Annotated in this window: 16 protein-coding genes; 10 read left to right on the plus strand and 6 right to left on the minus strand. The window is 56.3% G+C overall.

The annotated features are described in order from the left end of the window. Nucleotides 1-615 precede the first annotated feature (615 nt). Entirely contained in the window at nucleotides 616-1116 is a 501-nt protein-coding gene (locus Pla100_RS22240) for a hypothetical protein (protein WP_231603364.1), read from the minus strand. Continuing rightward, complete coding sequence (locus Pla100_RS22245; protein ID WP_146580281.1) at nucleotides 1109-2563, minus strand: hypothetical protein; 1455 nt, start codon at nucleotides 2561-2563, stop codon at nucleotides 1109-1111. Before Pla100_RS22245 ends, Pla100_RS22240 begins: the two co-directional genes overlap by 8 nt. A gap of 427 nt (nucleotides 2564-2990) precedes the next feature. On the opposite strand from Pla100_RS22245, the gene Pla100_RS22250 reads away from it, so the two are divergent. Next, the gene (locus Pla100_RS22250) at nucleotides 2991-5987 is read left to right on the plus strand and encodes a dockerin type I domain-containing protein (RefSeq protein WP_231603365.1); all 2997 of its coding nucleotides are present in this window, start codon (nucleotides 2991-2993) and stop codon (nucleotides 5985-5987) included. Between the two features lie 240 nt (nucleotides 5988-6227). On the opposite strand, the gene Pla100_RS22255 is transcribed toward Pla100_RS22250, so the two are convergent. Then, a complete protein-coding gene (locus tag Pla100_RS22255) occupies nucleotides 6228-7751 on the minus strand; it encodes a glycoside hydrolase family 5 protein (RefSeq protein ID WP_197168150.1) in 1524 nt (507 codons plus the stop codon). Between the two features lie 266 nt (nucleotides 7752-8017). Here Pla100_RS22255 and Pla100_RS22260 point away from each other — a divergent pair, with 266 nt between their 5' ends. Beyond that, nucleotides 8018-11599 (plus strand): PVC-type heme-binding CxxCH protein, encoded by a 3582-nt coding sequence (locus Pla100_RS22260; protein ID WP_146580285.1) that lies wholly within the window; start codon nucleotides 8018-8020, stop codon nucleotides 11597-11599. Nucleotides 11600-11966: 367 nt separating this feature from the next. Here the strand turns inward: Pla100_RS22260 and Pla100_RS22265 are convergent, their stop codons facing one another. Beyond that, nucleotides 11967-13259, minus strand: a complete 1293-nt coding sequence (locus Pla100_RS22265; RefSeq protein ID WP_261344816.1) for a beta-ketoacyl-[acyl-carrier-protein] synthase family protein — start codon at nucleotides 13257-13259, stop codon at nucleotides 11967-11969. Between the two features lie 291 nt (nucleotides 13260-13550). Between Pla100_RS22265 and Pla100_RS22270 the strand changes: the two genes are divergently transcribed. Together Pla100_RS22270 and Pla100_RS22275 are read left to right on the plus strand one after the other, a co-directional pair. Next, nucleotides 13551-13946 (plus strand): heavy-metal-associated domain-containing protein, encoded by a 396-nt coding sequence (locus Pla100_RS22270; protein ID WP_146580289.1) that lies wholly within the window; start codon nucleotides 13551-13553, stop codon nucleotides 13944-13946. Nucleotides 13947-13948: 2 nt separating this feature from the next. Next, nucleotides 13949-14815: a sirohydrochlorin chelatase gene (locus Pla100_RS22275; protein WP_146580291.1), complete on the plus strand. Its 867-nt coding sequence runs from the start codon at nucleotides 13949-13951 to the stop codon at nucleotides 14813-14815. A 119-nt stretch (nucleotides 14816-14934) separates the two neighbouring features. Here the strand turns inward: Pla100_RS22275 and Pla100_RS22280 are convergent, their stop codons facing one another. Together Pla100_RS22280 and Pla100_RS22285 are read right to left on the minus strand one after the other, a co-directional pair. Then, the gene (locus tag Pla100_RS22280) at nucleotides 14935-15345 is read right to left on the minus strand and encodes a hypothetical protein (RefSeq protein WP_146580293.1); all 411 of its coding nucleotides are present in this window, start codon (nucleotides 15343-15345) and stop codon (nucleotides 14935-14937) included. Beyond that, nucleotides 15342-17486, minus strand: a complete 2145-nt coding sequence (locus tag Pla100_RS22285; protein WP_231603369.1) for a cytochrome c3 family protein — start codon at nucleotides 17484-17486, stop codon at nucleotides 15342-15344. Before Pla100_RS22285 ends, Pla100_RS22280 begins: the two co-directional genes overlap by 4 nt. Before the next feature lie 295 nt (nucleotides 17487-17781). Between Pla100_RS22285 and nusA the strand changes: the two genes are divergently transcribed. The 6 genes from nusA (at nucleotide 17782) to Pla100_RS22315 (ending at nucleotide 26073) form a co-directional block, all read left to right on the plus strand. Next, entirely contained in the window at nucleotides 17782-19290 is a 1509-nt protein-coding gene (gene nusA, locus Pla100_RS22290) for a transcription termination factor NusA (protein WP_146580294.1), read from the plus strand. Between the two features lie 269 nt (nucleotides 19291-19559). Then, entirely contained in the window at nucleotides 19560-22556 is a 2997-nt protein-coding gene (infB, locus tag Pla100_RS22295) for a translation initiation factor IF-2 (RefSeq protein ID WP_146580296.1), read from the plus strand. Between the two features lie 77 nt (nucleotides 22557-22633). Continuing rightward, nucleotides 22634-23059: a 30S ribosome-binding factor RbfA gene (gene rbfA / locus Pla100_RS22300; RefSeq protein WP_146580298.1), complete on the plus strand. Its 426-nt coding sequence runs from the start codon at nucleotides 22634-22636 to the stop codon at nucleotides 23057-23059. A 76-nt stretch (nucleotides 23060-23135) separates the two neighbouring features. After that, nucleotides 23136-24395, plus strand: a complete 1260-nt coding sequence (locus Pla100_RS22305; RefSeq protein ID WP_146580300.1) for a hypothetical protein — start codon at nucleotides 23136-23138, stop codon at nucleotides 24393-24395. Nucleotides 24396-24412: 17 nt separating this feature from the next. Further along, a complete protein-coding gene (locus Pla100_RS22310) occupies nucleotides 24413-25150 on the plus strand; it encodes a YebC/PmpR family DNA-binding transcriptional regulator (RefSeq protein WP_146580302.1) in 738 nt (245 codons plus the stop codon). Nucleotides 25151-25206: 56 nt separating this feature from the next. Next, on the plus strand, nucleotides 25207-26073 hold the full coding sequence (locus Pla100_RS22315) for a hypothetical protein (protein ID WP_146580304.1): 867 nt from the start codon (nucleotides 25207-25209) through the stop codon (nucleotides 26071-26073). Nucleotides 26074-26110: the final 37 nt, after the last annotated feature.

Consider the following 26110-nt stretch of genomic DNA (forward strand, 5'->3'; position numbering starts at 1 on the left):
ATCTGCGAGCCGCCGTAATCAGCGACGGCAGCGAGCTTGCCGACCACTTTGCGGCTCGCCCAGGAACCCACTACACGCGACAATCCAAGAAAGATAGGCTGCCTGCGATGACCTAGTCACCGATTAGTGTGCCTGCACCCGTTCATGGCGGCCCCGGCAAGCGGGCTGTCGGTTTTGTCCTCATCGAAACCCGAAGCGTGAGCGAGGGATAAATACAAAGGGCTTAATGGTGATGAATCCCTCGCTAACGCTTCGGGTTACGATTAAATCAACACGCCGCTAGCGGGCTGTTGATTTAGTCCTCATCGAAACCCGAAGCGTGAGCGAGGGATAAATACAAAGGACTTTATGGCGATGCATCCCTCGCTAACGCTTCGGGTTACGATTAAATCAACACGCCGCTAGCGGGCTGTTGATTTAGTCCTCATCGAAACCCGAAGCGTGAGCGAGGGATAAATACAAAGGACTTTATGGCGATGAATCCCTCGCTAACGCTTCGGGTTAAGATTAAATCAACACGCCTGTTAGCGAGAGATCAAACGCCATTCAATCCTCAGTATGGATCCCTCGCTGACGCATCGGGTTACGATGCAGACTCGATCAACACGCCGCGTCTTACGGTTTGGCTTCCACGTCGATGATGATCTGGTTGTCCTCGGGCAAGACTTCCAAAATGATGCCCGAGTTGTCAAAAGTCGCGTATTTCGGGGGTAACGGGGATTCCGGGATCAGTCCGGGGCGTTCGGCACCGGTTCCGATCATGGGGTCCGCGATGATGGCGACGCGGTGTTTGCCAGCGAAAGCGCCGTCGTCGAGCTCGTAGGTGCCCAACGTGAACGTGCCGTCCGGAGCGATCACCCCCGTCGCGGTGATCGGTGGATTCCGTCCGATGATTTCAAATTCGACGCTACCTTCACGCAGCACTTGTCCGTCGGGAAATCGAACCAAGCCCGAGACCGGGTAGGTACGCTCGCTCGACGGCCTGCAACCGACGATCGCCAAAGCCGCCAACATAAGCATCAGCATCGGCGAGCATTGCAAGCTTGACTTTCGACCGGGGCAGCGGTCCGCTCGTGCCGGCAGTCCTGCGGCATCGAATTGTGCCGGATCACTCATCCTTTTTGACCAAAGAATAATTGACCATCTGTCGGATGATCGGAATCGACTCGCTCTTGGGGCCGTACAAAATTTTGGTCCCATCGGCACCCGCGATGATTTCGAACGCCAAATCCACCTCTTCTTGAGTTAGCCAGCCCTTATGTTGAAACAAGCGAACCTCGGCCATTTTGCGGAGATTCGAATAATTCGGGTCGGCAATCAATTGACTGACGCGGCGGCGAGCGACCTCCGGAGTTAAATTCGGCAACGGAGCGAGTTTCAGCTTCGAGTCGATGATTTTCCAAAACGTATCGAGTTGTTCGGTGACATGACTTTCGGGAGTCCCTCGTTCTGTCATGACCAAACGTTTGACTTCGCGGTTGTCCATCGCGCCGGAAGCCACCAAGGTCTTGCCGGTCTTGCAGTCAACGATTTTCGCTCGGGTGATGTTTTGAACTTCTTCCGTCCTGGCCACCTTCAGGCTGACGACGACGTAGAGCAGCAGCTCGATGTCCTCCTTTGCCGCCAATTCGGTCATCTCACGAGACGCGCCTTCGCCGATGAACAAGACCCCCGGCACCCACATCCGCTTCTCCGACGAAGAGACGGAGTCGCCACCGACGGTGTACCCTTGGGTCGGGTCTTCTTCGGCGACGTTGGTCAACGCCGCGCCGAATGCACCGCTGGCAATTCGCGTCGACATGCCCGAGGCCAACGTCTCACCGACCAATCCGGTCAATTCCGTCATACGTTCGGCGATCGCTTCGTCAACGATCGATGCCTCGGGGATTGAAACGGCGGGAGCTGCCCTCCGGCCGCTGCCGTCATCGAAGCCGTTCATGCCTTCTTCGCCGCTCATCATCGACGGGTCGTCGGAGCCCGGCTGCTGAAATTCCGAGTCTTGCATTTCCGAAGGTTCCATCCCTTCGAAATTTTGTCCAGCATTCAAGCCCGATCCGGTGCCAGCGACGATGGGGTCAAAATTGGTACCTTCCGCGTCGCCGGTGATGCCAATGGCCAACCCCCACCGTATTTGCCAAGCGGGGCGTCGAAAATACTCGCTGAACTGAATCGACTGCAGATCGGCCGTCGCGGATTCCTCACCCAACGCTAAGTGTCCAAAGAACAATTCACGAGCGAGCGGCAAATTTCCATACCGAAAAGCCACGTGGGCTTCGTTGCGCAGCTTCGGGCCGGTCGCGATCGGCGCATTCGGCATCGACGAAGGTTCTTGCAAACGTTTCAGCTCTTCAGCAACCCGCGAAAAATCGGGTCGGACCATCTGCCACAAGACGACCGGGGAGGCTTCCGTTTTTGTCAGCGGGATCGCTGAGGACGTCGCAGTTCCGTCCGGGCTGCCTGATTCGGAACCGCTCATCGCCATTTCCATGGCCATTTCTTCGTCGGTCTGAGCTTGAGCGATCCCGGCAAGGTTCGCATGCACGATCAAAATGAGCCCGAACATCCACTGAAGACTTCGTCGATGACCCGATAGCGAAGAAAGAGTACGGCGTCGCAAACGGCCTGGAGTGGATATTACGTGAGAGTGAGGCATGGCGGGAATCAGGTGTCCAGTGGAAAAAATCAGTCGTTGGCCGTCGATTCGCGGGTGGTCAACCCCCAGCAGTGGTTGGGATGGCGACCTGTAAGCGGAATCAATTAAAGAATGCGCGTCCTTGAAACCAATTCCGCGTCTATACTAAGCGATAAGCTCTCGGTCGACGACCAGATTCCGTCTGCAGAGTGGGAACTTTTCGCCCCACCGGGTCGTCTAACCGGCAACTCAACCGAATTATCTTCCGACGGGATTCCCCACTATGGCTCCATCCTCCCGCTCTACTCGGCGAGGTTATTTTGAAACTCGGCGTACGCGAACCCGGCGAACTCTTCGCGTGCAGGTTTTGGACGAGCGTCGAGTTTTGGCTGCGATCACGGGAGCGGTTTATCACGACGCGAACGATTCGATTCGCCGCGATGACGATGAAACGGGATTGGTCAGCCGTTTGGTTTACGTCGACCAAAACGACAATGCGTCGCTCGATGCGGGCGAACGCTACGGTCTGACCGACTCGAATGGAAATTTCTCGATCGACGGACTCGTCGATGGCGACTATTGGGTTCGCGTGTTCAATGGCACGGCAAGCCAAGTGCAAACGTCGCCGACCTCGGCAACCCACAACCACGACGTTCTCGCCAAAACCGGGATCACCTTCGCGATTCCGATCGCGGTCCACGACGCCGGACAACCGAACGAACGCATCTCACCGGCCGTGTTCGCTTCCGGCAGCATGCTGCAAACCGTTGCGGCCGACGGCACGCCGGGTAGCCCGTTGGATTTGGGCGCGAACATCATTTCGGTCAATCGTCTTGTCGGAGGCGACTTGCTCGTTTTCAGCGACACCGAATCGGGCGATCGGGCTTGGAAGGTCAGCGATTCGCTCGATACCGCCACTCCATTGGTTGATTCAGATTTAGGACCGACTTTTTCGTCGGCCGGCGTTGATGATTTAGGCAAGGGTATCGCGATCGGCGGGGCCTCCAACGGCGACTCGGAAGTTTGGTCGGTCAGCAATGACGGTCTGACCGCGACGTCGGTCAATGTCCCATCGGACTCCGTCGTGACCGCCGATCCCACCCCCCGCGTCACCGACGGCCCGACCCGGTCGCTGATCAGTTACGCGTCCCAGATCGACGACGGGCAGGGCGGCGTGATCGATAGCTTGGCGATCCATGTTTGGAGCAACGCGAGTGCGTCGATGATCAACGCGGATCCGATCCACGTCGGCGGCGGGTTGGAAGTGGTTGCTTTCAGTGACGAAGCGGGATTGGTCGTCGTGAGGGGAGCCAATGATCTTACGGTTCACGATCTCGATAATCACTTGGCGACGCTGTACACGATCGAGGACACCGGTGGCGCGGTCGACATCGACGCGACGCGCGGTTTAGTCGTCACGACGTCGCCGCGTTCGTTCGCCCCGGAAGACACTGGGTTGCGATTGCTCGATCAAGAAACCGGCTCGCTGGTCGCCGATTTAGCCATCGATTTATCTGCCGTTGGCGATCTCGCCACGATTGCGCTGGATGGCAAATTGGAATTGGTCGTCGTTGCGGGATCGGCGGGGTTGGCTCAGGTTAATCTTCGACGCCCGGCCGCACAAAAAGTGTCCGTCAGCGGTGGCGTGGCGACGCCTGTCGTTTCGTTCGGAATGCGACTGATCGGTGACAACAGTGGTCCGAGTTTTAATAACGCGCCCGTGTTGACGACTCTCGAAGACACGGCGCTATTGCGTCCCGCCCCCGGGATTTTGGCCGATGTGAGGGACTCCGAAAACGATCAATTTGTCGTTATTCCGTTCGGTGATGCCTCCGTCGGCGTAGTCAACGTTTCCGTCGATGGCGGTGTAACGTTCGCGCCCCCGGTCGACTTTGAAGGCCAGTCGGAGATCTCGATTCTGGTGACCGACGGTCGCGATTCCATCGAAACGATCTTGACCATTGAAGTCATCGGGGTTCCAGACGGTCCGACCGGGATAGCGCCCCTCGCGCCCGTTCCTGAAAACATTCCACTCAACGATGTCATCGCCGTCATTGACGTGATCGACTTGGATTTGGTCAACAACCATATCATTAACGTCGACGACCCGCGTTTCGATGTCATCAATGGAGAACTGATTTTTATCGGACCGGACGCAATCAGCTTTGAAGACTTTGAAAACTTGCCGCTGATCCCGTTAATCTTTACCGTCGTCGATACAGATGCCGGCACGAGTGACGAGTACACGATGTCGATCGAGATCACCGACGCCGATGATCCGATTACGGACCTGACACCTGACAATGCAACCGTGCTCGAAAACCGCCCCGGCGACATCATCAAGTCGCTCAACGTGGTCGATGACGACTTTGATCAGTTCTACGAATTTTCGGTCGACGATGATCGATTCGAAGTGAGCTTCGGCGAACTCAAGTTGGTCGATGGTGTCGCCCTTGATCGTGAAGCCGCTGAAACGATCGTGGTCAACGTGACGGTCACGCACGCCGATGATTCGTTTACCAAAGCGATCACGCTGACGGTTCTGGACGTCCCCGAAACGCCTGTTGGGTTTGCTTTAACGAACGCGACCGTATTGGAGCGAAAAGATGCCGCCGTGATCGGTGATCTGACCATCGCAGGCAATCCTGCAGCCAACGGTCATGTGTTGACGACAAACGATTCACGTTTCATTTTCGTAGGCTCAACGCTGCGTCTTGCCGACGGAGTTTCGGTCGAACGCACGCCAGGAGTCGACACCGAAATCCAAATCGAAGTCACCGCTACGCCGACCCTCGGTGGCTCAGCGGCGACCGATCAATTCGTGATTACGGTGATCGAAAATCAATTGCCGTTCCACAACCCGGATTATCCCGAAGACGTCAACGGTGATGGAGACGCATCGGCTTTGGATGCGCTCATCATCATCAACTTCCTTAACGAGTTTAATCCCGGACCGGTCGGCCCTGGCGATCCTGCAATGGGCTATGACGTCAACGGCGACGGTCAAGTCACGGCGCTCGACGCATTGTTGGTAATCAATGAACTCAATGCCAACGGCGGCGGCACCGGAGTGGTCAACAATGAACCAGGCGGCGAACCGATCGCCGAAGATCAGCCGGACGCTCCACCCGCCCCCGCCCCTTCGCCTCAACGGATCGTGACGAATCGGAGCGTCATTCAGGATAACTCGTTCGATTCATTGGAAACGCAATCGGACGAGTTGGTTTCGTCGGCGATCGTCGAGGCGATCGCGAATGACCTCGTTCAGATCGATGAATCATCCGCCGACGACACCGAAACAGAGTCCACTGATTGGGTGTTGCAACAAGGCTTGGACCTTTCGATCAAGAGCTAGTTGCTATTTTCTAATTCGAGTTTAGGGTTCGCTCTATCAGCCGGAACGCGATGGCGGCGTGCTGACTTAATCGTAACCCGAAGCGTGAGTTTTGAAGTTGCGCTTTTGCCTGTGGCATTGGTTTATCGTAACCCGACGCGTAAGCGAGGGATGAGTCAATATCAATTATCCCTCGCTTACGCAGCGGGTTACGATTAAATCAACAGACCGCTAGCTCCGGGCCGAAGGGCAGCTTACTTACTAAGGGCTCAAAACGGCTTTTTTGAGCGGTTCACGCCAAGCTTTCTTCTCCGGATCATAGAGCCCGAAGTTGGAATAAAACTCCCAATACGCGTACCCCATTTTCCGTCGCCTCGCTTCTTCGACGACCGCACGCGTCCAGTTGACCCGGCTGTCGAAAGGTGCGTCTTGATAGGTACCGAACTCACCTAGATAAATTGGCACCTTGTGCTCATAACCGTAGGTGAGCGCTTCATTGAAATCCATCTGCACGCGGGTCCGCTCGACCAACGTATTCGTCCACGTGGTACCGATCCATTTCTTGGCACTCGCATCGAGCCATGGTGCGCCTTGGTGGGTGACTTCCATCGGCGAATAGTAATGGACGGTCAACGCGATGCGGGCATCGTTTTGCGGCAGCTTGAGCGCTGGCAAACCACGCACCGAATTCCAATCGACCGGCCCGATAACGATCCATCGATCCGGATTGGTTTGTCGAATCAGTTCGACGGAATCAAGCAACAACTCATTCCAAAAGTCCGAATCAAGTTTCGCGTGCGGTTCGTTCAAAATTTCAAAGGCGAGTTCTGGCGGATAGTCGGCATAGTCGGACGCGATTTGCCGCCATAGTTCGAGGAACCGTTCTCGTTGAGTTCGCGGTTTCTCGAAAATTTCGTCGTAATGATGAACGTTCAGCACGACGCGAAGGCCCTGTTTCATAGCCTCATTGACGACATGCTTGACTCGTTTTTTGAAACTCGCGTCGATCCGATAGGGCGGCCGGTTGGATGCATGTGCCGACCAATTCACCGGCAGTCGAATCGAATCGAAACCGGTCTGACGAATCAGCTTCAACTGTTCGTCGTGAATCGTTCCGCCCCACTCACCTTCGTTTGGGGCATCCAACGTGTTGCCGATGTTCAAGCCTTTGCCGAAAAAAGGCTTGAGCTGGGCAAAATAGTCGCTTTGAAGGATCGGCTTGATTTCTTCGTCGGGACTCGTCGCGTGAATGTTGAGAATCGAAAACGAATGCGATCGAGACGAACGGTCAACGATGACGCTCAAACGTGCGACTTGGCTGGGGTCGAACGTGCGACTTTCGCTGCCGTACCAAACGCCGACGATTAGCCGCAACGTTGCGGACTCACCTTCGGGCACGTGCAACTTCTCGGCACTGTTCCCGTTCCTTCCGTCACTGCCCGGATTCGCGAGTGTCAGCAACACATCGATTGAGTGATCAGACAAGTTACGAACGGTCATCTCAACGATCGGAGTATCAGTCAGGTTCCACCCGCCCGCAGGCGCCGAGATGGCGATTCCAGGGTAGTCTTCGTCGGCGCGGGTCTTGACCAATAACTCCGGTTCATCCAGTCCGGTCAGGCGGATATCAGACCGGATCGCCTCGACATCGTCAGGGGAAATGCTTCCTGGGTCGAGCAGGTTGATGCGGCCGGGTGATGCCAGGCAGGTCGGGGAAGCTCCCGTTCCAACCACCAAGGCGACCAAGAAAAAGATTCGAGTTACGTGTCGAGTCGACGTGCACATAAGGTGGTTGCTCGCGAAAAATGCTTCCGCGACTACCCTCGGTTGAAAGGTCGACGAAGCACTGCCCGCAATTTCCTTCGTTTTTCGGATAAGTTGTTTGGTGTCGGCTGCACGAGATCGATTCGAACGCGCGCTGCAATGATTGCGTCGCCGCCGATAGTCTAGCTCAGATTTAGTAGACTGCAGACCGAACTCGAAAAGAGTTTCGTTCACGAAGTAATTGCCGGACATCAAATTCCCGGCGAATTCCCTCGAAAGGTTACAGTATGTTTCAACCACGCTTGGTCCTAGTTCTCGGCCTGTTTTCGGCGACTTGGTTTGGACATATCTCACCGTCGATCGGATCGGATTGGCAAGTGGTGTCCGTTCCTGGGGAACACCCGATTGCCTCGACCGTTTGGTTTCGGACCTGGTTGAAGCCGCACGCGAGTTTCTTCAGTCGGCATGAACGAGACCTGTTCGGCGAGTCCGTCATCTTCCAGCTTCGTGGTGTTAACGGTGCTCACGAAGTTTGGATCAATGGAACTTCGATCGGTCGCCTCGGAGTATCGTCAACAACCTCCGGCGAAAAGCCGACTGGCCATCGGCAGTACAAAATTCCGCCGGGAACCTTCGTTGCCGATCACTGGAACGAGATCACGATTCGCATCGATCCCGACGACCAAGGTGTCGTGTTCCAGGATCATGCCCCGTTCGTGATGAATTATTTTTGGGAATGCGTCTTGGAAGGACAATGGGAATCCCAAGTTTTGGATCAACCGCCATCGTTCGGCGAAGCATTGAAAGAAAAGCCTTCTCGTTCGGCATTCGAACGTTTCAACGAATCCTCCCAGGTACTCGCGGCCGCAGATTCGTTTGTCCATGGCGAGAAGATGTCGCCATCGCAGTCTTTGGCACAAATGAAGACGCCCGATGATTTGCAGGTTGAGTTGATGTTGAGCGAACCGCTGGTGGCCCAACCGACCCACTTCAGTTTTGACTCCCGGGGCCGATTATGGGTTTCCCAATACCGCCAATATCCTTTTCCGGCCGGTTTGAAGATGATCAGTCGGGATCGATACTATCGTTCGCATTACGATCGTGTGCCACCACCACCACCCAACCATGATCGCGGTCGAGACCGCATTTCCATTCACGAAGACACCGACGGTGACGGACGTTACGACAAACATTCGATCTTCCAAGATGAATTGAACATGGCCAATGCGGCCGTTCGAGGTCGGAGCGGAGTGTGGGTCATCAATACGCCTTATCTACTGTTCTATCCCGACGCCGATTTTGACGACGTTCCCGACGGACCACCGGTCGTCCACCTGAAGGGTTTCGGCATGGAAGATTCGCACTCAGTCGCCAACGGGCTCGTTTGGGGAATGGACGGATGGCTTTACGGTGCCCAAGGCAGCACGACGACGTGTCACATCACTCGCCCAGGAATCGATGCCGATGATGAACCCGGCATCTATTTCCAAGGGTGCATGGTTTGGCGCTACCATCCCGAAAGTCGTCGTTTTGAGATTTTCTCCGAGGGCGGTGGAAACAACTTTGGCCTGGAGGTGGATTCGGGCGGTCGTTTGTTTACCGGGAACAATGGCGGACAAACGCGAGGGTTTCATTACATTCAGGGCGGACTGCATTTGATGCAGGGAACGACGCCGAACAAGTTCGGTCCGGTGCGAAACCAGTTCGCATTCGGTCAATTACCCTTCATGGCAACCGAACAACCCATTCCCCGCTTCACGCACTTCGCGACACTGGTCGAATCGACGGCGATGCCGGCCCCGTATCAAAACACATTCCTGAGTGTCGAACCGCTTCACAACTTTGTGATCGCGAGCCGACGCCACGTCGCGGGCGCGACGTTTCGGACCAGTGACACGGTCAAGGTTCTTACGTCGGATGATTTCGCGTTCCGCCCTGTGTACATCGGCGGTGCACCGGATGGTTCCGTGTTGGTGGCGGATTTTTATGAGCATTACATTGCTCACGGCCAGCACTACCAAAGCCAAATCGATCCGACGACCGGACGGATTTACCGCATTCGCGGTGTGCGAGAAAGTCTAATTTCGGATTTGAACTTGCATTCCAAATCATCGGACGAGTTGATCGCCTTGCTCGCGCATCCCAACCGCTGGCATCGGCACACTGCCGTGCGATTGCTCGGCGAACGACGTGATCCAGACACACGAGAAAAACTGCAAGGACTTGTTCGGCGTGGTAATGAACTCGAAGCGTTGGCGGCAATTTGGGCGTTGTACCAGGCCTTCGGTTTGGACGCGAATACAGCGACGATCGCTTTGCAGCACAGGACGCCGATGGTTCGCTACTGGGCGGTTCGCTTGATTTGCGACGACATCGGCTTTGCCAATCGACGTCAAGTCGCGGGGCTGGAATCCATCTTGGGCGCCTTCGAAAACGGCCCGGATCGCGTGGCGGATGGATTGTTCGACGTTCTGGTAACCATCGCACTGAATGAAACCGACGCCGAGGTGCGTTCTCAAATCGCCGCATCGGCGAGACGCTTGCCCGTCGATCAAGCATTGAAACTCGTCGCTTTACTTTTGCAACATGACGAAGACATCGATGACGCCTACGTGCCGCTGTTGTGTTGGTGGGTACTCGAAACCAGTTTAGATCGTGACCGCGATGCGGTGGTCGATTTGTTTGACGATCCCGAGTTCCGCAGACAACCGATGGTGGTCGAGCACATCTTGTCGCGGACGATGCGGGCATTGGCCCTCAAAGGCGGCCAAACAGACCTGCGCCGCTGCGCCCGGTTGTTGGAACTTGCCGATCAATCGGCACCGATCAATGCACTGTTGGCCGGGTTCGAAGCCGCCTACGAGGGACGAACCATGACCGGACTTCCGGACGAACTTGGCCGTGCGTTGATTCAAAGCGGTCGGTCTTCGCTTGCCTTGAAGGTTCGCTTGGGAGATACCGAGGCCACGAAGGAAGCAAACGAATTGTTGGTCGACGAACAAGCCGACGTGGACGAGCGAACCGCGATGGCGAGAACTCTCGGTGAAGTCAAACAACCTGAAAGCTTGGAACCGTTGCTCGACGTCGCAACAAGCATCCAGAATAGCCAACTGCAACGGGCTGCCTTGATCGCGATTTCTGGTTTCGACCATCCGAGCATCGGACCAAGGTTGATCGCCGCTTTTGACCAATTCACCGATGATGTTCGGCCGGCTTTCTTCGACGCGATGCTCAGTCGCGAACCCTGGGCGATTGAATTCGTCGAAGCCCTTGCGAGCAAGCGGATTCCGGTCGCAAACGTGTCACTGGATGTCGCGGATCAATTGCGACGTTCGACGAGTGATCAGGTATCCGAAATGGCGGTCGATGTATTCGGCCCGCTTCGCACGCCTGTGCTGGGCGAGTCAAAAGAGAGAATCGAACGCATTCGAAATGTGATCGTCGACGGAACGGGCAATCCTTATCTCGGCGAAGCCATCTACCTGCAACGATGCGCCAATTGCCATCGCCTGTTTCACAAGGGAGGCAACGTGGGACCGGATTTGACGCCTTATCAACGAGGCGATTTGGGAACGTTGTTAAACAGCGTGATACAACCAAGTGCCGAAATCCGCGAAGGTTACGAACAGGTGATGTTGCTCACCGTGGATGGTCGGGTTGTGACAGGATTTCTCACCGACCGCGATAGCCAAGTCACAACGCTACGCGGCAAGTCAGGCGAAGACATTCGAATCGAGTCCGACGACATTGAATCGATCGAACCGGTCGGACGCAGCCTCATGCCTGACGGCTTGCTCGATGATTTGAATGATCAACAAGTCCGCGACTTCTTCGCCTACCTGAGAATTTCGCAGCCCATTAGCGACTAGCGACTGTTTTGATAACCGAAACAGACTAGGTGTTCTGAAATCCCTACGGGATGGTCACGGACGTAGTCCAGTGGCGTCGACAATCACATGTCTTTACGCCGGAGGCGTTGTCAGCGATTAGCCGGTGGTCGAGCGAAGCGAACACCACCGGAAAACTCTGATGGGAATTTGATTTTCGGTCATCGGCGGCGGTTGTCGGAACATGACATCCCGTTTCGCAGCCGATGGTGTTGGTTGCGGTTGGAGTTGGTTTAAGTTTAAGTTTAAGCTTAAGTTTAATATCGCGAAGGCCTAGCCAATAACCAATAACCAATAACCAATAGCTACCCCTTGCCGGGTCTTCGCTATCGCTGCTACCCAGCCTACTTTAGGGGCGGCGGATCCAGACGGCGGAGGATTGGCCTTGGGGGGTGGCATTAACGCTGATGAAACTTTCACCGGCGGGGGTTTGGTTGTCTCTCACCGCGTTGATCTCGCATTCGCTGTCGAGGTCGTTCAAGTTTCGGATCGCGAACAATTCACCACCGAGACTTTTCAGGCTGCCGACAACCTCCACCATGCCGCCTCCGGCACCCAGGTTGCCGAAGTGGCCTTTGGCGGTCGTGACGGGTGGTTGCTGGGTGACGTCGCCGAACACGTCTTGAATCCCTCGGGCTTCGTCGCGATCGATTTCCACATGACCGAGGCCGTTGGCATGAATGTGTCCGATCGGAGTGTCGCCATGGCCGGCGGCATTGGCGCACCGGATGGCCGCGCGGATCGCGTTTGCGATTGCGACGCGGATCGGACGTGGTCCTCCTTGGGGACCCACGCAACTTGTTCCGTAACCGATCACTTCACCGAAAATTTCCGCCCCGCGGGCTTGGGCGTGTTCACGGGATTCACAGATGATCGCCGCAGCGCCTTCGCCGATCACACTGCCGTCGCGGGTCGCGTCGAACGGTCGTGACATCGTGGCGGGGTCTTCGCGATCGGCGGCCAAGGTTTCTTGCATTGACGCGTGCAACGTTCGGAGCAAATGGATTCGCGATCCGGTCGAACCGACGACCAAGGCATCGGCGTGTCCCCGCAAAATCGTCGAGACCGCTTCGGCGATCGCCGCACCTGCGGAAGATTCTCGCAAAGTGATTGAATTGTTCGGGCCACGCAGATCGTTGTAGATCGCGATATGCGAGGCGGGCATGTTGGGCAAATACTTTAACAGCCACAAAGGAGCGACTTTGGGGAGCCCGGTTTGACCCCATTTGTCGAATCGGAATCGGCCGTCTTCGATGCACGCGGCGATGCCGTCGGTGTATTCCTCGGGCGCTGACATGATGTAGTCGCATCCGAACACCACCCCCGTGCGATCACGATCGAAAGACTCCGCATCGAACCGAGCGTTTTGCAGTGCAAGTTGAGCGACCGCGACGCCCATCTCGATTTCGCGGCACATCACCTTGCCGGCTTTTCGGATGGTCTTCTTCAAATCCTTTTCAAGGTCGCCGTAATTGTCGATGTGTCCGGTGAAGTCAATCGCCTCGGCCCCGTGACTGACGCAGTAGGCTTCGGTGGGAACAAGCGTCAGCGGTCGGATGCCCGAATCACCGGCTCGCAATGCCGCAACGAGAGCCTCCGGCGAATTCCCTAATGGGCTGACGACGCCCATTCCTGTGATCACCACGCTCGAGGTGGGGCGGCGCGGCGAAGTGGGCGGGCTTCCCGGTCGGGAAGATCGGTTAGAGGTGTCTGAATGGGAATCTGACATGAATCACGACAAAAAAGAGGCGAAAACCACAACGTCGGGAAGATAGCAAATCTCGTCCACCGGCGGAACGTCGCTCGTTGAATGTCTCGACATACCGCTACCCATCACGCTAAGATCATAAGCGGCGGGCAACTTAACCTGCCCCCTTGTTATGGCCGGCCATTAAGCCCGTCGCTTCGATTTTCCACTCAAGAACGAAAAAACATGAAAACTGTCGCTTACGTTGTCGCCGGATTGGCTGCTTTGGGCATCATGGTCGCTTTAATCGTTTCCCCAACTTCCCAAGGCACGCTCTCGGAAACGGCACCGGCTGCCGCCTCGCTGGTGTCGACCACGACTGAACCGATGACCGAGCCCGGTTCGATGACACTGGAAGTTCCAAGCATGCACTGCCAGTTCGCCTGTTTCCCGAAAGTCAAAGAAACGCTCGAAGGAAGCGAAGGGGTCACTGAGGTCGTTTTGGCGGAACAGCCCGATCCGAACGCTTTGACGGTCAAAAAAGTCATCGTCAAGTACGACACCGGTTTTGACCCCGGCAAGGCGATCGCGAGCCTGAAACAAAAGGGTTTCGACGACGCGCAGCAAATAACATTGGATTGATCTTGCCAAACCTTCCTTCCCATTCGCCCCTCGGGGTCTTGCTCGTCGGTCACGGGACTCGCGATCGTAGTGGAACGGAGGAGTTTTTCTTACTCGGGCAGCGTTTGTCCACCGTACTGAGCGGTCAGGCCGTCGTTGCCCCGTGCTTGCTCGAGTTTCAAGAGCCCACGATTACGCAAGCTTGGGCGACGTTGGTGTCCCACCAATGTTCCCGGGTCGTGGTCGCCCCGTTGTTGTTGTTTGCGGCCGGGCACGCCAAGTCCGACATCCCTGATGAAGTGGCTGCGGCCAAACAAGCGACTCCGGGTTCCGAATCGGTGGATGTCAGCTTTTGTCCGCCCATTTCACGACAAGCGTTGATGATCGACGCCGTTCGCCAGAGACTCATCGAGGCCCTAGAGACGCTTCCGAATGATCGCGTTGGGTTAGCAATGGAAGGCAACCAGCGGACAGCGATCGTGATGGTGGGCCGAGGGAGCCGCGACGTTTGTGCGAGCGCTGACATGCGAGTGCTCAGTGAAATCGCAGTCATGGGCAGGCCTGACGAACAACCGTCGTTGGCCGATCAATACGGAATTGCTCGTGATGGATTGCACACCACGTTCTATGCGATGGCCGAACCCCGATTGCCCGACACCCTCGATCGAGTCGCCGCTTCGGGACGTTTTGATCGGATTGTCGTCCATCCCCATTTGCTGTTTTCAGGACGGCTTTATGAGGCGATCGAAAAACAGGTTCAAGACGCCGCAAAAAATCATCCTCACGTGCAATTCGGGACGTCGGCTTATCTGGGACCGACCGACCTGGTCGCCCGAGCCGTGGCGGCGAGAATCGTTGAAGCTTGCAGCCCGCCGGTGATGTCGGTGTAGTTACGCTATGCTGTCTTGGCGATGAATAAGCATCGCGTGAACATTAAGTGGTGGCGACTTTCAGTCGCCAAACCCTGAAACGTCGACTGAAAGTCGACGCCACGTTAAGAATCCATCACTTATTGTTCACGCGATGCTAAGTTCGCGGCCACCGCGAGTGCCAACACCGCCCCCAACCAACCGTGCAGGTCGACGAGGGCTCGCATCGTTAACGTCGATGCGAGGGGCATCATGCAAACGAACATCGTGCCGATCGTGAGGAACCCAAACAACACCATGCCCCAAAATACAATCGGTTCCGCTCGCCGGAGCTTAACCAGTCTCTGCGCCGGGGCAGTCAACCGATCGGTCCACCGCAAGATCGCATAGAGCGGCAGCGCGACGACGATCACGCCGCTAGCCATCATGTGCCCTAGCAGTCGGTATCCTCCCAAATGTCCGTCGAACCAAGTCGGCAGCGATGTTAACACGGACACGATCACCGCGATCAGCAACACCCCAAAGGTGGCCCGTTGAATGAATCGTTTCATGATCGGTCTCCTTGATCTGCGGTCTTTGCTTCCGGGGGCATCGCAGGCCGAACCATTATGGCGAAAATCTTCGCCCCTGCGCCGGCGAGCATTAGGATTGCCAAGGCGGCTAGCGAAATCATCGTCAAGACTTTGAACTGAGTCCGACCAAGAAACATTTGATTCCAGACTTGGCGTTCGTCATCGCTGAGTCTTTGCAGACTTGCCATCGTAACGGCAGTGGGTCGAATCGGAGCTGGTCCGACGGCGGCCACGGTGGAGGCAAAGATCTTGCCATCGTCGGCATGACATTCGATGCATCCGGTCGCGCCAAGCGACCAACCCGCCGGGCGGACGTTGTGAGCGATCGGCCACTGCACCATGCCGACCATGTCTTGGTTATCAACCGAAGTGGTTTTCAGCTCGTTTTCCTTATCCGATTTCGCGAACACGTTCCCTGTCGAAACATAGACCGCGTCGGAGACCTTCAGTTCGTCTTCGATCGCCGCGAGCGCCGCGTAGACCTTTTCATTAAACAGGCTCGATTTGTTTTCGTCCTGCAACGTCGGCAAACTGATTTCCTCGACGAAACCGCGACGAACCCGAAGCGCTTTCCGCGTCGCCGCGTAAACCTCATCGGGCGGAAGAGGCCGAACGTTGCCTTCCTCGATGAAGCCCCAAAACGCCGGCCAAACGACGCGGGTAGCGCGGACACGGGGCGACGGAGTTGACAGAGTTGACGACGGCCCCGACGATTCGGAATCGGCCGATACTTGTTTGGCCGACAAGTGGTCCGCCGATGGGGCAAACACGGGACCGCGGATCAGAGGCAATTCTTCTCCGGTACGATGCGTTTTGGAACCGAGTCCGTGAGACAGTGACGTCATAATGCCGCCTGCCACGTCGGTCGGGATCGGGCCACTGTGACACGTGGTGCAAGCCATCTTTTCAAAATGGATCGGCGGCAAACCTTCATGAAGCGGCAGCGGTGAGCCAAGCCTGCCCGGTCGATTGGCAATGTTCTTCAACGCGACGGAGGCTTCGGCGGCGTCTTCGTCCAGATAGAAATCCGTTCCCAGGTGACAACCCACGCAACTGAGCGTGACGACCGACTCTCCGGCGGGATGCCGTTCGCCTTCAAAGCCCCGCGAGATATGATGATCAATCCCGTTGCGGTGGCAATCGGTGCATTTCATGCCCGCGCGAAGGTGAACGTCTTGGTCGTGGATCCATCGTTCGTTGATACCAGCGGTTGCACCGGAATGGCCGAGTTCCGCTGCTTGGCTATCCGCGTCGTGGCCTGAATCGCCAAGCGACACCGTCCGCTGACTATGACATTGATAGCACGCATTGTTCTCGACGTGTCGGACTAGGTCGATAAACATAGTGCCGTCTGGATTGAACTTTCGCGGGTCGTATGCCACCGTCGGCAGTTTCGCCTGGACCGCCTCGTCACTCGGATCGCTACCTTCTTTGATCCGGCCGACGGTTCCGTTGATCTCACCCAAACGCAACGCCGCCGTGGGTGCCCACGCAAAGTTTTCGCTTTCGATCGCATCGCGCCGTTGTTCGAAATCGTACGCCCCTGAAACGGCGTGACACGCCATGCAATCGACCTCCAGTTCACCGGACAGTTGCCAGCGAGGGTTTGGATCGTTGATTTGGTCAGGCTTCGTTTGGCCGCCTGGGATACGACCGCCGAAGTAGCGGGTCATCGCCCAGTCATCGATGCCCACATCGGCAGGGTTGAACACGCCCGGCCAGTCGCGGTAGCTCAGCGGCAATTGGGTCCCGGTACGCTCATCGGTCCAGATCCAAGGCTCGCCCGGCCGGCCGTCGTCGATCGCTGGTCCGTTGCCATCGTTTGAAGAGGCGGTGCGAAGGGTGTGATTGCGAAACGCGTTGAAGTGCCAACCGTGCGAGATCGTTTCGTAATCGTGGCATCGTCCGCAAGTGTTTTCGGGCGAGTAGGGGCGTGTCGACTCGGAGGTGATCTTGCGATTGTCGTTGTCGTACAAGTCGATGTGATGCAGATACCTCTTGTCGCTGTCGGACCTCGCGAATTGTCGTGATCCGTCGGCAGCATGGCCGCGCGAAGCGGTCAAAACCAAGAATGCGACCACGATCGCGACCGATCGAAGCGTTGGTAATGAGTAGCCCATGAATTCCATTCTGAATTAGGAAAAAACTTGCCAGCGAACGTTTTCCCGCAGATCGTCGAGCCGGTCAACCGCCGCATCGATCGTATGGACGTCGGGTTTGTATCGATCGTCCGGCGACGGTGAAGCACTTCGCTCGCGGGAGCTAACGCAACGCATTGACACAACCCCCTTGGTTCGATAGGTTGGCGGCCTGAAGACTCACGGCAGACTCACTGTTCGCCCGGGCCCCATCGGTCCGGGCTGTTTTTTTATCGTAACCCCTGACTTCTCTCCTCTTTGCCCAAGCTTGGTTGCTATGAACCCGCAAGACATTTTGCGTTACGTCGATTCGCTGCACCGCGAAAAGAACATCGACTCGGAATTGCTTTTTCAAGCCATCGAATCGGCTTTGCAAAGTGCGGCGAAGAAGCAGTACGGCGAAGATTCCGACGTGATCGTTTCGATCAATCGCAGCAACGGGCAGATCTCGGCGACGCTTGAAGGCGAACCGCTCGGCGACGACCAAATCGGACGGATCGGGGCGCAGACCGCCAAACAAGTGATCATTCAAAAAGTCCGCGAGGCCGAGCGTGATGCCTTGATGATCGAGTACCGCGATCAGATCGGCGAGATCGTCAGCGGCATGATCGGCCGCGCCGATGGCGGTGTGGCGACGGTTAATTTAGGTAACGTCGAAGCGATCTTGCCTCGTAGCGAACAGATCCCTGGAGAGAGTCTGCATGCGAACGAGCGCGTCCGAGCGATCGTTTACGAAGTCCGCCCATCCGGTGGCAACCGTGTGCGGGTGGTTCTGAGCCGAACTCGGCCGCAATTTGTGCAGCAACTTTTTGAACAAGAGATCCCTGAACTCAACGACGGGGTGATCGAAATCAAGTCGATCTCGCGCGAACCGGGTTACCGCAGCAAAGTTGCCGTCAGCAGTGAAGACCAACAGATCGATCCGATCAGCGTTTGCGTCGGATACCGGGGCAGTCGAATCAAGGCTGTTCGCGAAGAACTCGCTGGCGAACACATCGACGTCGTCCGTTACGACAGTGACCCCGAGGTTCTGATTCCCAACGCTTTGCAACCGGCCGAAGTCGATCAAGTGCTACTTTGCGATATGATCGGACGGGCGATCGTTTTGGTGCAAGAAGATCAGTTATCACTTGCGATCGGTCGCCGCGGTCAGAACGTGCGATTGGCGAGCAAGTTGTGCGGATGGGATATCGAAATCATGACCAACGCCGAACTCGAAGAGCAAATCGAGCGGGCCGTGGGTGGATTCAGTCAAATCCCAGGCATCACCGAAGAAATCGCTCAGTCGTTGGTCGAGCAGGGCTATCTGTCTTACGATGACTTGTCGGTCATTGAGCCGGATCAATTCATGGAAATGAGCGGATTGACCGAAGAGCAAGTCGACCAAATCGTTGAGATCGCCGAGCAACGTGCTGAGGAAGCCGAAAAAGCCGCTGCCGAAGAGCGTCGCGTCCGACGTGACCAGGAAAAGCTGGATCGCGACCGGGCCGAAATGGAACCTTTGACCGAACCCGCCGCTGAAGAAGATTTGTCGGAGGAAAGTCTTGCCGACGAGACTACCGTCGAAGAAGATTCAGTGGCAATGACCAGCGACGAAGAAGCCGACAGCGAAGCCGACGGCGAAACCCACAGCGAAACCGCAGACGCCCAAGAGCAAACCGCTGACGAAACGACTCCTCCCTCGGCGGAAACTGAACCGTCCGCAGAGGCGGTGAGTATGGAAGAAGACGCCGCTGAGGTCTCCGATGAGACCGTGGCGGCGAAAGATTCCGAAGGAAACGGTTAAAGCGAACGTGCAGGCCGTTTTCAATTTTCGACGCTTTGCGTTATCCTAGTGCATCGACGAAGCCAACACGTTAGGCTTCGTGATCCAACCCATTTTTTTAACCGCTATGAAATTCCCCGACGCGAATCAATCGAAGTCATCCGGACTTGATTGAAATTGATGTCGATGGAGGTCTTTTTATGCGATTTTGAACGAAAAACCATGAAGCCGTGCGGCCCCGAGCGGGTCCGACGGACTTCATCTATCGAATTTGACAGGATTCCCACCCCGTGCCAGTACGCATTTACGCGCTCGCCAAAGAACTCAATCTCGACAGCAAGGATCTCGTTGATCTGGTGAAAAAAGCCGGAATCACCGGGAAAGGCTCTGCCCTTGCCAGCCTCACCGATGACGAAGCGAAGCAGGTCCGCGAGAACATCGCCGGCAGCTCCAAACCAGAACCAAAATCGTCCTCCGCTACGGCCGTCAAACCCGCCCCTCCTGCACCAATCGCACCCGTCCGCGAAGTCGCTCCGGTACGCGATCTCGATCGTGGCGCGCCACGTCGAACCTCACCGATCGACCTCGGTCGCACGAGGTCCAAAGACGGCGAAAGCATCGGGACGGCCGATAAAGCCGGTTCACCCGAAAACAAACGTCCCGCTCCCGTTTTACGAGCTCCTAAGTTGGCACCCGCCGCTCCCGTTGAACCCGCCCAAGCTCCCGCCGAAACGAATTCACCCAAGCCAGAAATCCGTTTGAAGGACGTCTTGCCGGGGCGTACCAGCGGAAACCTGAACAAACCTGCGACTCAGAAATCCGCTCCTGCTTCGGAACCCAAGGCCGAATCCCAGGCTCCGATCGAGCCGAAGTCACCTCCCGCCGGAGGGATGGCCAGCCGGATTGCTGACCGGATGGCCAATAATTCCGGCGGCCGCGTGGTTCCTAATCGACCGGGCGCACCGCTCGAACCGGTCCGTCGTGAAGGACTCGGTTCCGGTGGCGGAAAGATGCGTTCGCTCGACCGAGCGACCTCCCGCAGCGGCGACAAGCCGAACGATGCCAAAGCCAAGAAACGGGAACCGCGGATCAAAGTGAATTTGGCGCAGTTGCCCAACGCGCCCGCGCCGACGGCCCCGATCGCGCCAGGTGGTCCTGCCCAAAAACCTGATATCAAATTGACCCGCGACGTGATCGAAGGTCACAAGCAGGGCATGAAGGCACCGCTGGAACGACTCGAAAAGGACGACGCCGAAAAGAAGCGGTCCAAGAAGGCGGGTGCCGTCATCGGTGAATTTGCCGGTCGCAAGAAAGCCATCGAAGAAGATGAAAAGCCGCGCAAGAAGGGCTTGGCCGGTATGGCCAGTGCCCGGGCGGAACGCTCACGTGGCGGTGGCGGTCGTCGTGTGATCGGCGCCACCGAACAAGAACGTTCGATTTCTCGCCGCAACCGTCCGCGAATTCGTCGCAAAGGCACCAACACGGCTGCCCCTCGGAAGGAACGTGTTCAGCTCGAACTTCCTTGTACCGTTCGCTCGTTCTGCGAAGCGTCGGGGATCGCCATGTCCGACGTGATGAAGACGTTGATGGGCATGGGTATGATGTTAAACATCAACGCCGAAATGAACCTTGAGACGGCAGAAATGATCGCCACCGAAATGGGTGTCGATATCGAGCTCAAAGCGTCCGAGACGCTCGAAGACGAACTCATCACTCAGATCGAAGAACAGCAAGACGACGCCGACACTCTCGTGCCGCGGGCTCCGATCGTGACGTTCCTCGGACACGTCGACCACGGCAAAACTAGCCTGTTGGATTCCTTGATCGGTATCAATGTCGTCAAAGGCGAAGCCGGTGGGATTACTCAACACATTCGCGCTTATGAAGTCAAGAAAGGCGGACGGACGGTGACGTTCGTCGATACGCCGGGTCACGAAGCGTTCACCGAGATGCGTGCCCGTGGTGCGAATGTGACGGACATCGCGGTCATTGTCGTAGCCGCCGACGACGGCATCATGCCCCAAACGATCGAAGCGATCAGTCACGCCAAAGCGGCCGAAGTTCCGATCGTCGTGGCGCTCAATAAGATCGACTTAGAAGGCGTCGACGCGAACCGTGTCATGACCCAACTGACCGAGTATCAGCTCACGCCGAGTGAATGGGGCGGTGACGTTGAAGTCGTTCGGACCAGTGCCACGACGGGCGAGGGCATGGAAGAGCTTCTCGAAACCTTGCTGACCGTGGCCGAGTTGCATGAATACACGGCCAATCCGAATCGATCGGCATTGGGCGTTTGTTTGGAATCCGAACAACACGGCGATAAGGGTGTGATCGCGAAAATGGTCGTCCAGAACGGCACCTTGCGTGTCGGCGACATCTTGGTTTGTGGTCCTGCCCACGGTCGCGTCCGTGCGATGAAGGACACACTGACCGGAAAGCCGGTTCGCGAAGCCGGACCGAGTACCCCGGTGAGTTTGACCGGATTGGACAAGGCCCCCGGCGCAGGCGACCGGTTCCATGTGCTCAAGGATATCACGCAAGCCCGACAAATCGCGTCCAGCCGGGATGACGAATACAGCCGACAGTCGCTGTCGGGAATCACGACCAAGGTGTCCTTCGATAGCTTCCAAGAGATGCTTCAAGGCGGCAACTTGGCTCCAGGCGAAGAACGCGTGAAGTTGAACTTGATCATCCGAGCCGATGCGCGTGGTTCGCTCGAAGCGATCGATAAAGAAATGAGCAAGTTCGATCACCCCGAAGTTGAGATCCGAGTGCTGCAGCGTAGCGTCGGCGGCATCTCGCTGGCCGATACGACGTTGGCCAGCGCCTCCAACGCCGTCATCCTCGGTTTCAACGTGATCCCTGATGAGCAAGCACGCGTGATGGCGGATCAACGCAATGTCGAGATCCGTCGCTATGACGTGATTTATAAGTTGACCGACGATATCCGAATGATGATCGAAGGACGCTTGAAACCCGAAGAACGCGTGGTCGAATTGGGCCGCGCGCTTGTCAAACAAGTCTTCTCGATCAGCCGCGTGGGCACGATCGCGGGTTGTTATGTCGCGCAAGGATCGATCGTTCGCAACTGCCGGATCCGGGTCAGTCGCGACGGACGTGTGATCGGCGATTACCAACTCGACACTCTCCGTCGCATCAAAGAAGATGTGAAAGAAGTCCCCCGTGGGATGGAGTGCGGTATTCGTTTGTCCGGTTTCAACGACATCAAACAAGACGATGTTCTCGAAGCCTACAAGATCGAAGAAGTCGCCCGAACGCTCGATTGATTCAGACTTCAGACTCTTTACTCCTCACTCTTTACTCCTCACTCTCTACTCCTCACTCTCTACTCCTCACTCGCAATTTGTCCCGCCGACTCCTTAAAGCTGCCGAAGCGATCCGTGAAGTGGTCGCTGCTTCCATCCTGACCGACCTCCGTGATCCGCGGGTTGAAAACGTAACCGTTATCAGCGTGGAGGTGACGCCGGACATGCGCGAAGCCAAAGTGTTCGTCAGCGTAATGGGGGACGAGACTCAAAAAAACCTGTCAATTCGCGGTCTGCAGAATGCAGCGGGTTTTTTGCAGAGTAAGATTGCCAACCGACTCGACACGCGATACACACCGCGATTGCGATTCGAAATCGATCGCGGTCAAGAGAACGCGATGGCGGTGGGGGAAATTCTGGCGCGCATCCAACGGGAAAAAGACGGCGAGCCCGAACCACCGGAGCCGGAGGAATCACCGCCCGAGAACGCGCATTCGAACGATTCTGAATCCTCGAACAACTGATCGGCTGCGATTCGGCGAGAAGACTCGATCGATCCATCCACCATTACCCAATTCAATCTTCCTTTGTTGACCGTTCATGTCTGCAACGAACCGTTCAAAACTCATCGCCAAATTGCACGTGGCGTTGAAGAAACATTACAAAGTTCCCCCGGCGAGCCCGTCGAGGCCGCTGCTTGAACACGTTTTGTATGCGTGCTTATTGGAGGATTGTCCCAGTGAATTGGCCGACGAGGGTTTAGCGAAGCTGGAACAGGACTACTTCGATTGGAATGAAGTCCGTGTGACGACGATCACCGAACTGTCCGGTGTTTTGTCCAGTTTGCCGGACGCGAACAAAGCCGCAACGCGATTGAAATCGACGTTGCAAAGTATTTTCGAAGAGTTCTACTCGTTTGATTTAGACCATCTCAAGAAAGAGAACCTCGGCAAGGCGGTTGCTAAATTCGAGAAACTGCCCGGAATCAGTCCGTTCGTGCTCAGCTACATCATCCAGCACGGACTGGGCGGACATTCGATTCCGATCGATTACTCGGCGATGGTGATCATGCTCGTTACCGGCATCGCGAGCCAAGGCGAAGCGTCCGACGGCCGAGTTCCCGGTCTCGAACGGGCGATACCAAAAAGCAAGGGTGTCGAGTTTGCAAACTTGTTGCACCAGCCCGCCGTTGCTCTCACGATCGACGCCAATGACAAGACCGCTCGCGCTTTGATCGACTCGGTCGTCAAGGGCAGCTCTTCGGGCCTTGATGAGTGGCTCGATAGCAAGGAAGCCGCCAAGAAACGCGTCGCCCAACGGAAAGCCGAAGAACGCGAAGTCGCCAAGCAAGAAGCCGCCGCAATCGAAGAGGCTGCCCCGGTTGTCGCCGTACCGGCTGGCAAGAAGAAACCAATCCGCTCGGCGGCAAAGGCTACCTCGACCACGAACAAGCCGAAGTCCAAAAAGCCAGCGAAGGCGGCTGAACCTATCGCTTCGCCGAAACCAGCCTCCAAGACGACCGATGCCGAAGTCGTCAACGAATCAAAAACGACGAAGCCGAAATCAGCCAAGAAACCCGTCGAAGCGGTCGAGACTGTCGAGGCGGTAGATTCTGTCGAGACGGCTGATAAGAAAACGACGGACAAGAAAACTACCGCGAAGAAAACGGCGGAAAAGAAAGCGGTCAAAACCGTAGCTGAAAAAACAGCTTCGCCGAAAAAATCCGCGAAGAAATCCGCCAAGAAGTCTGCCACCACGAAACCGACTTCCGAAGTCGCGAAGCCGGCTGCCAAATCAACGTCGTCAGCTGCCAGCAAAAAATCTACCAATCGAAAATTGACCAAGCGAAAACCACGCTAACCCAAGGGAACCTTGACATGGCCGGGCATTCCAAATGGGCCAATATCCAGCATCGCAAAGGCCGCGTCGACGCCGCCCGTGGGAAGATGTGGAGCAAACTCAGCAAAGCGATCATCGTAGCCGCCAAAACGGGTGGCGGTGATCCGGCGGCGAACATCCGCTTACGGAAAGCGATCGACGATGCCAAAGCGGTATCAATGCCCAAGGACAACATCGAGCGGGCGGTCAAACGGGGCACCGGGGAACTTGATGGCGATGCGGTCGAAGAAGTTCTTTACGAAGGTTACGGCCCCGGAGGCGTCGCCGTGATGTGTCTGGCGTTGACGGACAATCGCAATCGAACGGCTCCCGAACTACGAACGATGTTCGGTAAACACGGCGGCGAACTGGGCAAGACTGGTTGCGTTTCCTACTTGTTTGAACGCAAAGGCTTATTCATTTTCCCAGCCGCAACGGACGAGGAACGAGTCACCGAAGTCGCCTTGGAAAACGGCGGCGATGACGTTGAAAAAGACGACGAGGGCCAAATCCAAGTTACCTGTGCCCCCGATATCTACGACGCCTTATCCGAAGCATTTGCCGCTGCCGAACTGCAAGCCGATGTCAACGAGATTTCACAGATCGCGTCGACCAATGTGGAGGTCGATGGTCCGACGGCCAAAAAAGTTCTGTCGCTGTTAGAAGCGCTCGATGATCACGACGATATTCAAACGGTAAGCACCAACGTCAACTTTCCATCGGAAAGCCTGGCGTAAATCTCGCCGACCATCCGGTTATCCCTTTTCAACCTCGCTTTGGCAAACAAAACGCGATGGATTGGCTTCAAAACCTTACGGCCGATTGGGATTGGAATACGTTTTGGCCGGAAACCTTGGGTAAGGCCACCGGTGTGATCATCGGGATCATGGCCAGCTGGTTTTTGTTGATTCGCCGACGACTGCAATCGATGAATCGGCTCAAAAGTGGCGACTCGGACGACGTTCTTTTTCAAGCTCACTATTTGGTTCCCGTCTCGACCGAAACGACGGAACACGGACCGGCGACTCGCTACCAATTGTTGTTTCGAAACGTCGCCGAGAAGAAGATCGTCCCGCAGATTTACGACAACCCGGCGGCGGCGGAATTGGTCAAGACCCTTGGTGATCAAACGAGTTTGAACCAACCGATCTTACCGACTCAAGGTACGATCGGATTTGAAGTGCTCAATGACGCGGCGAGTTGGATGAGCGGTGTGATGGCGACATCGTCGAACCAACGCCGGGTTTGGTTGTTTTGCATGACAGCCGAGGATCGCCAAGTGGTACGCAAACGATGTGTTCGTTGCTTCTTGATTCGCCCAGAGGACCTCGAGCGATTTCATGATTGGAATTGGTGCTGTGACCAAGTGTCTGTCGAACGGCCCTGGCATTGGTTCCGGGTCGTCGCCCTGCACCGCGTCGCGAGGCTGTACGCCGATCAATGCCGGATGCACAGCCACCCCGCCAAGTCCACGGCGATGCCGTTGGTCGATGACCAATCCGCACACCGCCGAATCGTTCCTTTGTCGTTAGGTTTAATTGAAACTGAACATCCTATTTGCGAACCATTCGAGTTGGATTGGGCTGCGCTCCGGTCCACTCCAGCCGGACGTCAGTTAATACTCGAAGAGGGGCCTTGGCCCGACGGGTTGTCCTCTTGACGACGGCGTGGGGGCTGCGACCATACGGGCTGATTTC

The sequence above is a fragment of the Neorhodopirellula pilleata genome, assembly GCF_007859915.1.
Taxonomy (GTDB): Bacteria; Planctomycetota; Planctomycetia; order Pirellulales; family Pirellulaceae; genus Rhodopirellula; species Rhodopirellula pilleata.

Excerpts from the sequence above, each read along its gene's own strand:
- Pla100_RS22240 (WP_231603364.1), bottom strand. The coding sequence starts at position 1,116 with ATGAGTGATCCGGCACAATTCGATGCCGCAGGACTGCCGGCACGAGCG.
- Pla100_RS22245 (WP_146580281.1), bottom strand. The coding sequence starts at position 2,563 with ATGTTCGGGCTCATTTTGATCGTGCATGCGAACCTTGCCGGGATCGCT.
- Pla100_RS22255 (WP_197168150.1), bottom strand. The coding sequence starts at position 7,751 with ATGTGCACGTCGACTCGACACGTAACTCGAATCTTTTTCTTGGTCGCC.
- Pla100_RS22260 (WP_146580285.1), top strand. The coding sequence starts at position 8,018 with ATGTTTCAACCACGCTTGGTCCTAGTTCTCGGCCTGTTTTCGGCGACT.
- Pla100_RS22270 (WP_146580289.1), top strand. The coding sequence starts at position 13,551 with ATGAAAACTGTCGCTTACGTTGTCGCCGGATTGGCTGCTTTGGGCATC.
- Pla100_RS22280 (WP_146580293.1), bottom strand. The coding sequence starts at position 15,345 with ATGAAACGATTCATTCAACGGGCCACCTTTGGGGTGTTGCTGATCGCG.
- Pla100_RS22285 (WP_231603369.1), bottom strand. The coding sequence starts at position 17,486 with ATGGGCTACTCATTACCAACGCTTCGATCGGTCGCGATCGTGGTCGCA.
- nusA (WP_146580294.1), top strand. The coding sequence starts at position 17,782 with ATGAACCCGCAAGACATTTTGCGTTACGTCGATTCGCTGCACCGCGAA.
- Pla100_RS22305 (WP_146580300.1), top strand. The coding sequence starts at position 23,136 with ATGTCTGCAACGAACCGTTCAAAACTCATCGCCAAATTGCACGTGGCG.
- Pla100_RS22310 (WP_146580302.1), top strand. The coding sequence starts at position 24,413 with ATGGCCGGGCATTCCAAATGGGCCAATATCCAGCATCGCAAAGGCCGC.
- Pla100_RS22315 (WP_146580304.1), top strand. The coding sequence starts at position 25,207 with ATGGATTGGCTTCAAAACCTTACGGCCGATTGGGATTGGAATACGTTT.